Source organism: Aeromicrobium sp. CTD01-1L150 (genome assembly GCF_041951745.1).
Lineage (GTDB): Bacteria > Actinomycetota > Actinomycetes > Propionibacteriales > Nocardioidaceae > Aeromicrobium.
This window is the reverse complement of record NZ_CP169555.1, coordinates 1,188,445-1,203,220: the sequence shown is the minus strand read 5'-3', so window position 1 is coordinate 1,203,220 and position 14,776 is coordinate 1,188,445. Positions and strand designations below refer to the sequence as shown.

Annotated in this window: 13 protein-coding genes; 2 read left to right on the top strand and 11 right to left on the bottom strand. The window is 69.6% G+C overall.

Annotated features, from left to right (window positions below; translation table 11 throughout):
* Position 1 precedes the first annotated feature (1 nt).
* The 5 genes from ACEVFP_RS05920 to ACEVFP_RS05900 all read right to left on the bottom strand — a co-directional run bounded on the left by ACEVFP_RS05920 (position 2) and on the right by ACEVFP_RS05900 (position 6,071).
* Entirely contained in the window at positions 2-397 is a 396-nt protein-coding gene (locus ACEVFP_RS05920) for a cold-shock protein (RefSeq protein WP_375002713.1), read from the bottom strand.
* A 39-nt stretch (positions 398-436) separates the two neighbouring features.
* Positions 437-1,501 carry a YihY/virulence factor BrkB family protein gene (locus ACEVFP_RS05915; protein WP_375002712.1) on the bottom strand — a complete coding sequence of 355 codons (1,065 nt, stop codon included), beginning with the start codon at positions 1,499-1,501 and terminating at the stop codon, positions 437-439.
* 161 nt (positions 1,502-1,662) lie between these two features.
* Positions 1,663-3,270, bottom strand: a complete 1,608-nt coding sequence (locus ACEVFP_RS05910) for an AMP-binding protein (RefSeq protein ID WP_375002710.1) — start codon at positions 3,268-3,270, stop codon at positions 1,663-1,665.
* Positions 3,271-3,339: 69 nt separating this feature from the next.
* Positions 3,340-4,569 (bottom strand): 2-oxoadipate dioxygenase/decarboxylase family protein, encoded by a 1,230-nt coding sequence (locus ACEVFP_RS05905; protein WP_375002709.1) that lies wholly within the window; start codon positions 4,567-4,569, stop codon positions 3,340-3,342.
* Positions 4,566-6,071, bottom strand: a complete 1,506-nt coding sequence (locus ACEVFP_RS05900) for an aldehyde dehydrogenase family protein (RefSeq protein WP_375002708.1) — start codon at positions 6,069-6,071, stop codon at positions 4,566-4,568. Before ACEVFP_RS05900 ends, ACEVFP_RS05905 begins: the two co-directional genes overlap by 4 nt.
* Before the next feature lie 110 nt (positions 6,072-6,181).
* Here ACEVFP_RS05900 and ACEVFP_RS05895 point away from each other — a divergent pair, with 110 nt between their 5' ends.
* Positions 6,182-7,081: a LysR family transcriptional regulator gene (locus ACEVFP_RS05895; protein ID WP_375002707.1), complete on the top strand. Its 900-nt coding sequence runs from the start codon at positions 6,182-6,184 to the stop codon at positions 7,079-7,081.
* A gap of 69 nt (positions 7,082-7,150) precedes the next feature.
* Here ACEVFP_RS05895 and ACEVFP_RS05890 read toward each other — a convergent pair whose 3' ends face one another.
* The 5 genes from ACEVFP_RS05890 to tsaD all read right to left on the bottom strand — a co-directional run bounded on the left by ACEVFP_RS05890 (position 7,151) and on the right by tsaD (position 13,516).
* Complete coding sequence (locus ACEVFP_RS05890; protein ID WP_375002706.1) at positions 7,151-7,534, bottom strand: DUF779 domain-containing protein; 384 nt, start codon at positions 7,532-7,534, stop codon at positions 7,151-7,153.
* Between the two features lie 65 nt (positions 7,535-7,599).
* Positions 7,600-9,123 carry an aldehyde dehydrogenase gene (gene adh, locus ACEVFP_RS05885; protein WP_375002704.1) on the bottom strand — a complete coding sequence of 508 codons (1,524 nt, stop codon included), beginning with the start codon at positions 9,121-9,123 and terminating at the stop codon, positions 7,600-7,602.
* A 326-nt stretch (positions 9,124-9,449) separates the two neighbouring features.
* Positions 9,450-10,733 (bottom strand): GAF domain-containing protein, encoded by a 1,284-nt coding sequence (locus tag ACEVFP_RS05880; protein WP_375002702.1) that lies wholly within the window; start codon positions 10,731-10,733, stop codon positions 9,450-9,452.
* A gap of 51 nt (positions 10,734-10,784) precedes the next feature.
* Entirely contained in the window at positions 10,785-12,404 is a 1,620-nt protein-coding gene (locus ACEVFP_RS05875; protein WP_375002701.1) for a glycoside hydrolase family 3 N-terminal domain-containing protein, read from the bottom strand.
* A 68-nt stretch (positions 12,405-12,472) separates the two neighbouring features.
* Entirely contained in the window at positions 12,473-13,516 is a 1,044-nt protein-coding gene (gene tsaD / locus ACEVFP_RS05870; protein WP_375002700.1) for a tRNA (adenosine(37)-N6)-threonylcarbamoyltransferase complex transferase subunit TsaD, read from the bottom strand.
* Positions 13,517-13,751: 235 nt separating this feature from the next.
* Between tsaD and ACEVFP_RS05865 the strand changes: the two genes are divergently transcribed.
* The gene (locus tag ACEVFP_RS05865; RefSeq protein WP_375002698.1) at positions 13,752-14,231 is read left to right on the top strand and encodes an SRPBCC family protein; all 480 of its coding nucleotides are present in this window, start codon (positions 13,752-13,754) and stop codon (positions 14,229-14,231) included.
* Between the two features lie 51 nt (positions 14,232-14,282).
* Here ACEVFP_RS05865 and ACEVFP_RS05860 read toward each other — a convergent pair whose 3' ends face one another.
* Positions 14,283-14,753, bottom strand: coding sequence for a hemerythrin domain-containing protein (locus ACEVFP_RS05860; RefSeq protein WP_375002697.1), 471 nt, complete (start codon positions 14,751-14,753; stop codon positions 14,283-14,285).
* Between the last annotated feature and the right edge of the window lie 23 nt (positions 14,754-14,776).

The following is a 14,776-nucleotide window of genomic DNA, read 5'->3' as shown; positions in this document are numbered from 1 at the left end:
CTCAGGCGTCGAGCTCGGTGGCCAGGCCCCTCAGGAGCTGCGCCACCGGACGGGCCGTCTTGCGATCAGGGTGCCTGCCGTGCCGGTACCCCTCCCCCAGGTCGTCGAGGACACGGATGAGGTCCTCGACGATGGTCACCATCTCCTCGGGCTTCTTGCGCTTGGCCGGTGCCGCAGCCCGAGCGCTGGCGCCGGCACGTTCCAGGACGCGGACCTGCAGCGCCTGGTCGCCACGGCGCCCCTGCGCGATCCCGAACTCCACGCGGGTTCCCGACTTCAGCGCCTCCACGCCCTCCGGCAGGGCGTCAGAACGCACGTGGACGTCGCCTCCTTCGTCGGAGGTGAGGAAGCCGAACCCCTTCTCGGGGTCGTACCACTTGACCTTGCCCGTGGGCATGAGCGTTGTCCTTCTGTCGCAGGGAGCTTGCACCCCACACTAGTGGGACGACCTGTCGGCGGCTCGATCGGTGGACGACGGGGCGGCAGGGACCGTCCCGTCGCCCGGCACGACTGGCTGCTCGACGGTGTTCCACTCCGCGTCGAACGTGGCGGAGATGGTCTGGAACCCCTTGTGCCGCTGTGCCTTGGCATACATCGTGTAGGCCTTCACATCAGCTCGCGTGAGCTCGACGCTGTCCGTGAACGGAGTCAGCAGGGCCCGCGGGTACAGCCGGCGGCGCAGCACGACGTTCACCTCAAGGCTCAGCACGGCCATGGTCGCCGCGAGGAACAGGAACGCCACCAGACCGAGCACCAGGGCGAAGGTCTGGTTCATCTGGCTGGCGCGGCCGATGATGGTCGTGACGTAGGCACTGCCACCCACCTGGAGCGCCTGCCAGCCGAGTGCGGCGACGACCGCACCGGGAAGCACCGAGCGCGTCCCGGCACGTCCCGCGCTGACCAGGCGGAACAACCCGACGAAGATGACGACGGTCAGGCCGAACACCACCGCACGGACCCCCCACTGCAGGAGCGGCGCCTCGAAACGACCGGGCACGTCGATGTTGGCGAGCACCGACGTCGCGATCGCCAGCACCAGGATGCCCAGGCCTGCGATCGCCAGGAAGAGCAGGCTCCGCAACCGCATGAGGAAGGGGTTGGCCCGACTGTTGCGCGGCACCGCCCACGCGATGTTGGCGGCGTTCTGGCTCGCCTGGCCCAGACCCATCGCACCGTAGAGGGCAGCGATCGAACCGATGATGATCGCCCCCGTGCTGCCGGTGAGGCCTTCCGGCCGTCCGAGCTGGTCGCCGACGATCGGGAACTGCCCCAGCGCGGAGTCCAGCAGTCGGTCACGCAGGCCCGGGTCACCATCGAGGAAGAAGCCGAGCACCGAGGTGGAGATCAGCAGCACCGGGAAGATGGCGATGAACCCGTAGTACGCGATCACGGCGGCCAGGTAGGGGCCCTGGTCGTCGAAGTACTTGTAGACGACCGCGATCGGGAAGCCGATCACCCGGTGACGCCGCTGGAATCGGTCCAGGGCGTTGACGACCCTCACGTGACTGACCCGACAGCGTCTGGACCGGCGATGTCCTCACAGGGCTCCCCCGCGCGCCCGACCTGCCCGGGATCAGGGCGGCCGTCCGGACGGGAGTCGCAGGTCATGTCCACGGCGCAAGCCTGTCACAGCCCGTCACCGTCACAGCGGCGCGCACGGGCTCAGTCGGGACTGGGCAGCTCGCGCTTCATGACCTTGCCTGTGGGGTTGCGGGGCAGCTCCTCCAGGAAGGTGACCTTGCGCGGCACCGCGAACCGGGCGACATGGGCCTTGGCATGCTCGACGACCTCGGCCTCTTCGAGGCGTTCGCCGTCCTTGACGACGACGTAGGCCGCGAGCGACTGGCCCCACTTGTCGTCATCGACGCCGATGACGACGACGTCGCTCACCTTGGGGTGCTCGATGAGCGCGTCCTCCAGCTCCCGTGGGAAGACGTTCTCACCACCGGAGATGACCATGTCGTCGTCACGGCCGGCGACGAACAGACGGCCGTCGGCGTCGAAGTAGCCCAGGTCGCCGGTGTGCATCAGGCCGTCAGCGAAGGACTTGGAGTTGCCGTCGGTGTACCCCCCGAAGGGCATGTCGTTGCCCACGTGGATGACACCGGTCTGCCCCTGCGGCAGTTCCTGGCCGTTCTCGTCGAGGATCTTGACCGTGGTGCGCCACGGTGGACGACCGGCCGTGCCCGGGGCCGCCCGCAGGTCCTGTGGGCCGGCGATCGTCACCCATCCGGTCTCGGTGGCGCCGTAGAAGTTGTAGACCGAGTCCGTGAACAGGTCCATGAAGTGGTTGGCGAGCTCTCCGGCGAGCGCGGAACCGCTGCTCGCGGTGATCTCCAGCGAGGACACGTCATGCTTGCTGACCGCCTCGCTCGGGACGTCCGTGAGCCGCTGGATCATGAGGGGCACCACGACGAGTGCGCGCGCCTTGTAGGTCTCGATGTCCTCCAGCACCTGCTCCGGCACGAACCTGCGCCGCAGGACGTAGGTGGGCGTGGTGGACAGCCCGAAGCCGAAGTTGAGCAGCCCCCAGGCATGGAACAGGGGCGCCGCCAGGACGACGGTGGAGTTGCCGCGGTACGGAATCGCCCCGAAGTAGGTCAGCAGCGGCTTGAGATCCTTGGGCTCCTCCCGCTTGGCGCCCTTGGGCAGGCCCGTCGTCCCCGAGGTGAAGATGATGATCTGGCCGGGCCTGTCCGGCTTGCCGTGGGGCGTGTCCGGCTGCTTCTCGAGCAGGCCGGCGACACTCGGCATGTCTCCCGGCGCGTCATCGCCGGAGTCCGATGCAGCCCAGGCCAGGATGATGGAGTCGCGCTCGATGTCCTTGGCGACCTCGAGGAACTCCGCGTCGATGATCGCCAGGCTGGCGTCCTCGCGTCGGGTGAGCTCGGTGAACTGACTCGCGCTGGCCATGGTGTTGAGCAGCAGGACACGGCCACCCGCCTGCATGGTCGCCACGAGGGTGATCACGAGGTAGCGGTGGTTGCGCGCCAGCACCGCCACGGAGACGCCCGGTCCGACGCCGCGGTCCTTCAGTGCCTGGGTGAACCGGTCGATGTCGCGCTTGAGATCGCCCCAGGTGATCTCTCCGGCGTCGTCGATGATGGCGGTCTGCTCGGGTGCGCGGGCGGCCGATGCCGCGACCCCGGACGGGAATCCCGGACCCCAGGTCTTGAGCGCCTTCAACGCCTTGAACCCACGGTGGGGGGCGACCGGCTTGAGGACCCCGATCCTGCGCAGGACCTTCAGCTTGAACCCGATGTCGCCCATGTCACTCCTCTGCGTCCGGTGGTCCCGACGCTAGCGCGGCGCGTCGGAAGTCGCGATCGTAACAGGGGTTTACATCTCGGCGCGTTCGGCGTCGTAGAGCGCGTACGGGTCGTGCAGCGCTCGACCGAGCACGCCCTGGAGCCAGGCGGCGTCACGGGCGCTGCCCTGCTGCGAGGCGTCGAGCGATCCGTCGCTGGTCAGGTTGGAGGCGAAGATGCCCGCGGCCGACTTGGGCAGGAAGTCCTCGTAGACGATCGGCGACAGCCGCCCGTCATCGTCGCGCACGTAGTACGCGAGGTCCTGGCTGGCCAGCTCCTCGTCGGTGTCCGGGAACGCCTCGATGCCGTGGGCGTCGTACAGCTCTCGGCCTCGTGGTGTCAGGGCCACGCCACGGGCCTCCACCTCACCGAAGCGCACCCGCAGGTCCCCGCTCGAGAGTGAGCCGTCGGCGTCCCGGAACGTTCGCGGCTCGGCGAGCGCACGAAAGGATGTCTGCCGCAGCAGCACGTCGGGCTTGTCCGTGCGTGGCGGGCCCTGGATGCGGTCGATCATCTCGATGCCGCGCTCGGTCATGCGGGCGTACAGGTCGTCGATGTCCAGCACGCGGGGGGTGAGGTGGTTGATATGAGTGCCGGCGACCCCTCCGATGTCGGCGGCGACGCTCGAGATCGCCTCGAGGCGGGCGTACCAGTCACGCTCCACGGGCTCCGGCGACAGCGCGAAGGCCGCCGTCGCCAGCTCCAGGAAGCGGTCCGCGTCGGGAGCAGCCAGTCCCCCGTCCGCCTCGGCACGGTCCGCGAGGGCGAGCAGCTCGTCGCCGAACAGCGTCCGGGCCTGGAGGAACTCACGCAGCTCCGCCTCGAGCGGCGCGTCGAAGAACCGCCGGTCATCGACGACGAGCAACGATGTGAAGACCCGGAAGGGATTGGCCGCAAGCTCGGCCCGATCGATCGGCCGGAACGCCGTGGAGACGACGGGGATCGCCACAGTGGCCTCCCTCAGGTCGTAGAACCCCACCGGATACATCCCACACGCACCGAAGATCCGTGCGACCTGGGCGAGCTCCTCCGGCGTGCCGAGCCGGATCGCGCCGTGGCGCTCGGCCGTGACACGCTCGATCGTCCCGAACCGCTCTGCATCGTCGCTGCGGGCCACGACGTCGGCGTTGACCTCCTCGGACACCTCGACGAGTGTCGTGTAGGCAGGAACCTCCCGCCCGTAGAGCTCGGACAGCCCCCGTGCGAAGCGGGCCCGCAGCGCTGTCGCCGTGACGAGGGAGGACTCGGCGTCGCCGCTCACACGAACTCCACGCCCTGGGCCAAGGGGAGCTCGGTGGAGTAGTTGACGGTGTTGGTCGAGCGGCGCATGTAGGCACGCCACGCATCCGACCCCGACTCCCGGCCTCCGCCGGTCTCCTTCTCACCACCGAACGCTCCGCCGATCTCGGCCCCCGAGGGGCCGATGTTGACGTTGGCGATGCCGCAGTCCGAACCGGTCGCGGAGAGGAAGGCCTCGGCCTCGCGGACGTCGAGCGTGAAGATCGACGACGACAGCCCCTGGGCGACGTCGTTGTGCAGGGCCACGGCCTCCTCGTAGCTGGAGTAGCTGAGGACGTACAGCAGCGGGGCGAAGGTCTCGGCCTTCACGATCTCGGTCTGCTCCGGCATGTCGACGATCGCGGGGTGGACGTAGAAGCCCTCACCCTCGACCTCGGCACGCTCGCCGCCGGTGACGAGTGTCCCGCCATCGGCCCGGGCCTGGCCGATCGCCGCCCCGAAGGCGTCGAACGCCCCTTGGTCCACCAGCGGGCCGACGAGCGTCGAGGGCTCCAACGGCGAGCCGATCGGCAGTGTCTCGTACGCCGCCTTGAGCCGAGCGACGAGCTCGTCCTTGATCGACTCGTGGACGATGATCCGCCGCAGGGAGGTGCAGCGCTGGCCGGCCGTACCGACCGCGGAGAACACGATGCCGCGGACTGCGAGGTCGAGGTCAGCCGACGCAGCGACGATCGCGGCGTTGTTGCCGCCGAGCTCCAGCAGCGTGCGGCCGAGGCGGGCAGCCACGCGGGGCGCGACCTCCTTGCCCATCCGGGTGGAGCCGGTCGCCGAGACCAGCGCGACGCGGGGATCGTCGACGAGGACCTCACCGATCGAGCGGTCCCCCACCAGGACCGCCGACAGTCCCTCAGGCACGCCTGCTCGGCGAGCCGCCTCGGCGGCCAGTGACTGGCACGCCAGCGCGGTCAGCAGGGTCTTCTCCGACGGCTTCCAGACGACCGCGTTGCCGCACACGAAGGCCAGCGCCGCATTCCAGGACCAGACCGCGACCGGGAAGTTGAACGCGGAGATGACGCCGACGACCCCCAGGGGGTGCCACTGCTCCATCATCCGGTGACCGGGACGCTCGGTGGCGATCGTCAGGCCGTGCAGCTGACGGGACAGCCCGACCGCCAGGTCGCAGATGTCGATCATCTCCTGCACCTCGCCGAGGCCCTCCGAGACGATCTTGCCGGCCTCGATCGAGACCAGCGCACCGAGGTCGTCCTTGTGCTCGCGCAGCAGCTCACCCAGCTCCCGGACGAACTGACCACGCACCGGGGCCGGCACGCTGCGCCACTGCTCGAACGCCGACCCTGCGCGGCCGATGACATCGGCAGCGTCGGTGGCGGTGTGGGTCATCAGCCGACCGATCTCGGCGCCGTCGATGGGTGAGCGACAGATCAGGTCTCCCTCGGCGTCGAAGGGATCGTCCGCGCCCAGGCGTGCGAAGACTTCTCTGGTACGGGCGGCGATGTCGGTCATCAATGGCTCCTGTGGTGGTCGAGTTCGCGGGACGGCTCGCATCACCTATCGTTTTCACCTAACGTTCAACTGTCAACCGAATTAAGAAAGACTTATGTCAGGAGAGTGCGATGCGCGACGACTCGCTGCCCGACGTGACCCGGCTGCGGCTGCTCGACGACGTCGCGAGGTTCGGCAGCATCGCCTCCGCGGCCAGGGCCAACGGGATCACCGCCTCCGCCGTCTCGCAGCAGCTCTCCCTCCTCGAGCGTGAGGCCGGAGCCAGACTCCTGGAGCGGCAACGTCGTGGCGTCGCCCTGACCGGCGCCGGACGGGTCCTGGTCGAGAAGGCCGGACAGGTCGTGCGCCTGCTCGAGGAGACCAGGACGGAGATGGACCAGCTGAAGGGTGAGCTCGCGGGGCGTGTCCGGGTCGGGGCCATCGCCTCGGCGGCCATGTCGATCGTGCTTCCCTCAGCCGATCGGGTGCGCACCGAGCATCCCGACATCGATGTACGGGTCTCGGTGGTCGAACCGTCCGCCAGCCTGGAGGACGTGGCCAGCGGGGCGTTGGACGTCGCCGTCATCGACATCTACGACCACGTGCCACTCGCCCTGCCGGACCACCTCGAGGTGGTCCAGATCCTCAAGGAGCCCTTGGTACTGGTCACCGCCGACGGCGCTGACCGGACACGCCGCCTGGCCGACCTCAAGAACACACCGTGGGTCATGCCGCCGGCGAGCGCGGCCTGCGGGCAGGCGGTACGACATGCATGTCGCGCCGAGGGGTTCGAGCCGGACGTGACCTGGGAGACCGACGACCTCCTGCTGCTGGTCGAGTCCGTGGCCCAGGGCCACGGTGTCACGCTGCTGCCCCGGCTGGCGGTGGCCAGGAACCTGGCACCCGTCCGCCTCCACGAGCTGGGTGGACGCGGACTGCACCGTCGCATCCTGTCGGTCGCGAGGACGAGCAACGCGCAGCGCCCGATCATCTCCAGCGTCCTCGATGCCCTGCACACCGCAGTCCGGTAGCCGCCGAACCCCAGGCAGGGGCCGCCCAGCTCGGGACGACCGTCATGGCACCGGCGATCCTGCGACACCTCATCCGGACAACAGGGCCGTCTCCTCCTCGGTGAAGATCCGCGAACGGATGATGAACCGATGGCCCGTCGGGCCCTCGATCGAGAAGCCCGCGCCCCGTCCGGGCACGACGTCGATCGTGATGTGGGTGTGCGACCAGTAGTTGAACTGCTCGCGCGAGATGTGCACCGGGACGATGCCCTCGGGATCGACGCCCTCCTCGTCGGCACCGATGTCGAGGTCGCCCAAGTGCACATCGGTCGGGCCCACCAGGTAGGTCCCCTGCGTGAAGCACATCGGCGCCGAGCCGTCGCAACAGCCGCCGGACTGGTGGAACATGAGCGGCTTGGCGTGCGACGCCCGGAGGCTGCGGAGCAGGTCCGCAGCCTCCGGGGTCACATCCACGCGACGCACCGCGTCCACGGCCGGCCGAGCAGCCGTGCCGGCGGCGGTACCGTCGCTCCCGGGCATCAGAAGAAGCCCTGGGCGTTCTGCGAGTAGCTCACCAGCAGGTTCTTCGTCTGCTGGTAGTGGTCCAACATCATCGAGTGGTTCTCGCGGCCGATGCCCGAGGACTTGTAGCCACCGAAGGCCGCGTGCGCCGGGTAGGCGTGGTAGCAGTTCGTCCACACCCGGCCGGCCTGGATGTCGCGGCCCGCCCGGTAGGCGGTGTTGGTGTCGCGCGACCACACACCGGCACCGAGGCCGTAGAGCGTGTCGTTGGCGATGTTCATCGCGTCGTCGTAGTCGTCGAAGCCGGTGACCGAGACGACCGGACCGAAGATCTCCTCCTGGAAGATCCGCATCTTGTTGTGACCTTGGAAGATCGTCGGCGCGACGTAGTAGCCACCCGACAGGTCTCCACCGAGATCGACCCGCTCACCACCGGTGATGACGCGAGCACCCTCCTGCACGCCGATGTCGAAGTAGGACAGGATCTTCTCCAGCTGGTCGTTGCTGGCCTGGGCGCCGAGCATCGTGTCGGTGTCCAGCGGGTTGCCCTGCTTGACGGCCTTGGTGCGCTCGGTGGCCGCGGGAAGGAACTGCTCCAGGATGGAGTTCTGGATGAGACCGCGGCTCGGGCACGTGCAGACCTCGCCCTGGTTGAGCGCGAACATCGTGAAGCCCTCGAGGGCCTTGTCGTAGAACGCGTCGTCCTTGGACGCGACGTCCTCGAAGAAGATGTTCGGGCTCTTGCCACCCAGCTCCAGCGTCACGGGGATGAGGTTCTGGCTGGCCATCTGCATGATGAGGCGGCCGGTGGTCGTCTCACCGGTGAAGGCGATCTTGCGGATCCGGCTGCTGGAGGCCAACGGAGCACCGGCTTCGGCGCCGAAGCCGTTCACCACGTTGAGCACGCCGGCCGGAAGGATGTCCGAGAGGAGCTCCATCAGCAGCATGATCGACGCGGGAGTCTGCTCGGCCGGCTTGAGGACCACCGCGTTGCCGGCGGCCAGGGCCGGGGCCAGCTTCCACGTTGCCATGAGCAGCGGGAAGTTCCACGGGATGATCTGTCCGACGACGCCGAGCGGCTCGTGGAAGTGGTAGGCCACGGTGTCGTCGTCGATCTGCGACAGGTGACCCTCCTGGGCGCGGATCGCCCCGGCGAAGTAGCGGAAGTGGTCGACGGCGAGCGGAAGGTCCGCGGCCATGGTCTCGCGAACCGGCTTGCCGTTGTCCCACGTCTCGCCGACGGCCAGCATCTCGAGGTTCTCCTCGATCCGGTCGGCGATCTTGTTGAGGATGACGGCGCGCTCGGCGACCGACGTCTTGCCCCACGCAGGTGCGGCGGCGTGAGCGGCGTCAAGCGCGAGCTCGATGTCCTCCTCGGTGGACCGGGCTACCTCGCAGAAGGTCTTGCCGTTGACCGGCGACGGGTTCTCGAAGTACTGGCCCTTGACCGGTGCGACGTACTCACCACCGATCCAGTTGTCGTAGCGGGACTTGTAGGAGACGACGGAACCCTCGGTTCCGGGCTGGGCGAAGACACTCATGGGAAGACTCCTCAGACGAAGGGGACACGTACCTGTGACGCTAGTCACGACGACGTTGCAACGACGTTGTCAGAGCGCTGCGGGTTGACCCCGCAGGAGCCCGTGTGAACCACGCTCCCGTAGCCGAGCCCAGATCCTTGCGAGGTCTCGCTCCGTCGCGGCTACGCCCCTGGTGCGACGGCTCCATGACTGGCGCCTTCGGCGCGCACACTCGACCTGACTGAACCGCTCGCGCCCCCAAGCACGCCCCACTCGCTGCACTCGCGGGAGGTACCCCCACGCTGCGCTGCGTGCAGGGAGGTGCCCCCAGCAGAGCTCGCTCGGGTTCAGCCAAGCTCGGCGTCGAGCCGTTCGACGTGTCCGGCCACCTGCGCGTACCGGGGCGAGGAGACCGGAAGGACGTCGAGGACGCGCTGCCAGACGGCGAGGTCGTCGCGACCGTAGGGGGTGTCGGCGAACGTCAGCAGGGCGTCGGCCTCCTGGCCGGCGAGCAGGGCCGACCGCAGCCGCTCGTGCACGTCGTCACGTAGCTCTGCGACCCCGGGTGCCTGCGACGTCGGCAGGACAGGGCCGCGGTAGGCCGCCACGGCCTGACGCAGGCGCCCCGCCGCCACGTGCTCGAGGACGTCGGTGACGTCGGTGCGCAACGCGTTCTCCAGACGGTATGGCCGCGACGCCAGATGCAGCGGGCCCAGCACGGACCGCAGCCGCGACAGCTCGGCCCGGATGGTGACCGGGGCCTGCTCCTCGTCGCTGAGTCCGAGGGCCAGCTCGGCGGTGGTGAGACCGTCCGGCGCCTGGACGATGAGGAGCAGCATCTCGCTGTGTCGCAGGCTCAGGCGCGTGGTGGTGGGTCCGTAGTGCACGGTCGCGCCGTGCGCGCCCAGGACGTCGAGACGAGGCACCGACCAATCGCTGGAGGTCACCTTGGGTCCCTCCCCGCCGATCCGGGCGATGCGCAGCTCGGCCTCGACAGCGGCCACCGTGGCTCGCACGAGCGACAGGCTCTGCGTCGTGGCGACCTCCGGACCGCCGGTGAGGTCGAGCACGCCCAGGACGGCACCGGTGTCGGGGTCGTGGATGGGGGCGGCCGAACAGCTCCACGGCGTCACCGGGCGGGCCAGGTGCTCAGGGCCGAGGATCTGGACCGGGCGGTCGAGCGCGAGGGCAGTGCCAGGAGCGTTGGTGCCGGCACTGTGCTCACTCCAGTCGGCACCCTCCACGAAGTGCATCCCCTCGGCACGCGAACGCAACGAGCTGGCGCCCTCGACCCACAAGAGCTGCCCGGCCGCATCACTCACGGCGACGAGCAGGCCCGCCTCGCCCGCGCTCTCCACGAGCAGGCGACGGATCACCGGCATGCCGGCCGCCAGCGGGTGCTCGGCACGGACCTGCATGAGGGAGTCGTCGTCGAGGACGATGCCCGGCAGGCCCGACTCCGGGTCCAGGCCACTGTCGATGCTGCGTCGCCAGGACTCCAGCACCAGGCTGCGCACGGACGGATCGGCTCGGCCTGAGCTGACGAAGTCGTCGTGCGCGCGGTGAAGGTGCTTCGTCAGCCGGCCCGGGTCGGCGCCCGGCGGGACTGCGAAGTCATCACTGCGACCCATGGTCGGAGTGTACGCGTCACTGTGAGCCCCGTCACGGCATACCTTCCCGGGTCAGCAGGACGTCGGCTCGAGCCCCGGGACCTCCACCGACAGCGACCCGCCCGCCGGCGCGTCCCCGGCGAGCACCTCCGCGAGGGCTCGCATGGCGGGCTCACCGCTGCCGTGCAGCGCGATGCGCACCGACGCCTGAGAGCGGGCGAGCGGGTACGGGGTGTCCGTGGCGACCGCGACGTCGCCGTCGTGGACCACTCCATCGGCACCGATGAGCGCGACGCGGGTGCCGCCACCGAGGGTGAGGCCGACGTCCTGCGCCGCCGCACGGAAGCGGGCGACCGGACCTGGCGGGCCGACCGGCTCCACCGCATCGACGTCCAGTGGCCGGCCACACGGGCGGGTGACGATGCTCAGACCTGCTCGTGCCACCTCCTGGGCCGCCTCGTCGGCTGAGCCGGGGCCGCCGGGCAGGGCTGTGCTCGCGTCCTGGGCCAGCAGCCAGCTGACGGTGCGGGTGGCCGAGGCGCGGGCCTGCTCCTCCTCCAGGCGGCCGGACTCCAGCGCCTCGACGACGGCGGCATGGGCGGCGTCGGCGTCCACCGGCATGAGGGCGAGATCGTTGCCGGCCCGCAACGTCGCCACGACCGCCTCCTCGGCAGGACGTCCGGCGGTGACGGCGCCCATGTCGAGCGCATCGCTGATGATCACTCCCTCGAACCCCAGTCGATCACGGAGCCAGCCCGTGACGACCTCCCGGGACAACGAGGCCGGAGTGCCTGCGTCGAGGGCAGGGACGTCGAGGTGGCCGACCATGACCGCTGGAGCCCGCTGCTCGATCGCTGCGACGAACGGGACCAGGTCACGTTCGCCGAGCTCCTCCTCCGAGCTCTCCAGCGTGGGCAGGAGGTCATGGCTGTCCTCGTCGACGTTGTGGCCCGGGAAGTGCTTGACCGTGGAGAGCAGCGCTGCATCGCCATACCCCTCGACGGCGGCCAGCACGGTCCGCGCCGCGACCTCCGGGTCCGACGAGGGTGAACGACTGCCGATGGCCGGGTGGTCGGGACCGATCGAGAGGTCGGCGACAGGCGCGAGCACCATCGTGAACCCCGCCTCGCGCAGCTCGGCGCCACTGCCCGCCGCGGCCTGCCGCACGGCCTGCGCGCCCTCCTGCGGATCGCCGGCGACGGCGGCACCCGCGCCCATGAAGCTGCCGAAGACCGTCATCGGCTCCTCGATACGGGCCACCAGGCCGCCTTCCTGGTCGATGGGGAGCAGCACGGGGACACCTCGGTCCGCACCTGCGGCCCTGAGCTCCCCGTTGAGGTCCTTGACCTGCGCCAGCGGGTCGTCGCCGCCGTCCGTGGGCCGCTGACCAGTGACCATGACGCCCGCGACGTGCCGCTCCCGCACGAGCCTCAGGGAGTCCTTCTCGGAGACGTGCCGCGCCACGATGAGCTGGCCCGCCAGCTCATCGAGGGTGAGATCCTCGACGATCCGACGCGCCTGGGACACCTGATGCTCGGTGGGCGTCCATGACTGCAGGGTGGGCTCCGGCTCACGCTGCTGTTCCTGGCCCGCCTGGGCGGACGTGCTGTCCGGGTCGTCCTGCAGACGCCACGTCAACGCCAGCGCACCGCCGAGGAGCAGCACCACGGGCAGCAGGACCCAACGGCTCATACGGTCACGCCCTCAGGGAACAAGAACAGGACCGTGACCGCATGAGGTGATCTGAATCGTTCGCTCGCTCATGCCACCACGGCGGTCACTGGCAGGCTGGAGTCGACCGGGAGGTCGAGCGAGGACGGCCGCTCACCTCGGCGCACCACCTCGGCTCCGAGTGCCGCCACCATGGCCCCGTTGTCCGTGCACAGGTCGGGCCGCGGAATCCGCACGTCGATGCCCGCAGCACCCGCACGCTCGCGCACGAACTCACGCAGCCGACCGTTGGCAGCCACACCGCCACCGACGACGAGCGTGTCGACGCCATGGTCGCGACAGGCCTGCACCGTCTTGCGGGTCAGCACGTCGACCACGGCGTCCTGGAAGGAGGCCGCCACGTCGGCGACCGCCAGCTCGCGCCCGGCCGCCCGCTCACGCTGCACGTGCCGCGAGACGGCGCTCTTGAGACCGGAGAAGGAGAAGTCGTAGCGGTACCTCTCGGCGTCCTTGGCCGCCATGAGTCCGCGGGGAAAGGCGATGGCCGTGGGGTCGCCGTCAGCGGCCACCCGGTCGACGTGCGGACCACCGGGGTAGGGCAAGCCGAGCAGGCGTGCCACCTTGTCGAACGCCTCCCCCGCGGCGTCGTCGATGGTGCTGCCGAGCATCGTGACGTCCGAGGCGATGTCCTCCACGAGCAGGATCTCGGTGTGACCGCCACTGACGAGCAGCGCCGCCACCGGTCGGTCGAACCGTCCGTGCTCCAGCTGGTCGACAGCCACGTGGGAGACCAGGTGGTTCAGTCCGTACAGCGGCTTGTCGTGGGCGAGGGCAAGTGCCTTGGCGGCCGCGACGCCCACCAGGAGGGCCCCGGTGAGCCCCGGGCCGCAGGTCACGGCGATGGCGTCGACGTCCTGGATCCGCACGCCTGACTCGGTGTAGGCCTGCTCCAGGGTCGGGACCATGGCCTCCAGGTGTGCCCGGCTGGCCACCTCGGGCACCACGCCACCGAACCTGACGTGCTCCTCGACGCTCGAGGCCACCGCATGGGCCAGCAGCTCGGTTCCCTTGACGATCCCCACACCCGTCTCGTCGCAGGAGGTCTCGATGCCCAGCACGACCGGTTCGCTCACCGGCTCATTGTGACAGGCGATCGGTGCCGGCGATGTGTCGGAACTCCGCCGAGCCTCGTGGGGTGGACACGTGGTCGCGCAGCCGCGGGACACCACCATCGTCCTGCAGTATGACCCTGTGCGCGCGTGCGAGACGAGCGTCACGGACCACGCCGTCCCACGACCGAAAGGCAGACATGTTCCTCACCGAGAACACCCACCCGCTCGTGAGCCTCGAGAGCACCGGGCCCGAAGCATGAGCCCGGACCGCCCGTACGAGGCCTTGCTCGAGCATGCCGTCGACATCGGAGCACCACCGGCGCAGGTGTGGCCGCTCGTCAGTGACGTGTGCCGCATGCCCGAGTGGAGCCCGCAGGTCGTCTCGGTCCGGCTCCGCCCGGGGTTCGACCGCGTGCAGCGAGGAGCCCAGTTCACGAACCTCAACCGTCTCGGTGAGCTCGAGTGGGCCACGCACGGCGAGATCGTGCGCTTCACGGAGGAGCGCGAAGTAGCCTTTCGCATCGCCGAGAACCGGGTGATCTGGTCCTTCGCGCTCGAGAGCGTCGCACCGGACCGGACACGCCTCACTCAACGTCGGGAGACACCCGACGGGATCTCCGACTTCTCCCTGGACCTCACCGACACCCACCTCGGCGGCCAGGCGGAGTACACCGCGGTGCTGCGCGACAGCATGGAGCAGACGTTGGCACGGATCAAGGTGGCAGCCGAGGCATGAACGGCCCCGGGCCCGAGCACCCGGCGCCCGCGAGTGTCCGGCCGGGGCGGATCACAGCGGCCCCAGGACGTCGTGCGGGTCCGTGTCGAGCACGAGGGTCTCAAGCACCGTGAGCAGCTGGCGTTCCTCGTAGCGGAAGTGATTCTCCATGAGCGCGGCGACGCCCTCGAGGTGCTGGTCGAGCTCGGCCGCCGGGGCGCCGCGTTCCACCGCCCCCTGCAGGCCGTTCAGCAGGTGGTCGATCATCGAGTGGTCCTGCTCCAGGTTTCGCAGGGTCCCGCGCAGCTCGGGGTGGGCCGCGGCGATGGCAGGGAACAGCTCACGGTCCTCGCCCTCGTGGTGCGCGGTCAGAGCGGTGCAGAACCCGTGGCAGAACAGCAACAGGTCCCGCGTGGCGGGCGCGGCTCCCTCGCCGTCGTCCAGCGCTTCTCGCGTCACCCGCAGCGCCTCGCGCAGTCGTCCGTGCACCGTGCGCAGCTCATGGCTCCAGGCGATCAGCCTGGTCTTCTCGCCCTCAGTCACGTGGGGGCGAAGGGAACGACGTG